Below are 269 nucleotides of genomic sequence, written 5' to 3'. Positions count from 1 at the left end.
GCTCGGTTGAGTTCCTGCTTTACCCGGTAGGTTTCCCGCTCTGCTTCGATTCTTTCCTGTGTACCCTGTTGATAGCGAGCGGCCACTCTCTGCCATGCTGCCAACTCCTGTTCAAGAGAGAGCTCATTATAGTACTTGCGTTCGTCGATCCATTTTTTCGATGACTCAAATTTTTTCTTGTTGATCTCATCTAACTGTTTAGCCAGATCGGTCTCTGCTTTTTTAATGGTTAAATTTACCTTTTGAATCTGTTCTGTTGTCTTTGCTTG

1 protein-coding gene is annotated in these 269 nt (G+C 43.9%); it reads right to left on the bottom strand.

The genetic code is table 11. The features are described 5' to 3' along the window. Nucleotides 1-269 (bottom strand): hypothetical protein (locus tag LKX83_RS32545; protein ID WP_227887419.1); only part of this gene is annotated, 269 nt, incomplete at both ends.

The organism is Cohnella baijiui (assembly GCF_020731285.1).
Taxonomy (GTDB): domain Bacteria; phylum Bacillota; class Bacilli; order Paenibacillales; family Paenibacillaceae; genus Cohnella.
The sequence above is the reverse complement of the archived record's forward strand: the minus strand, read 5'-3'. Positions and strand labels throughout refer to the sequence as shown.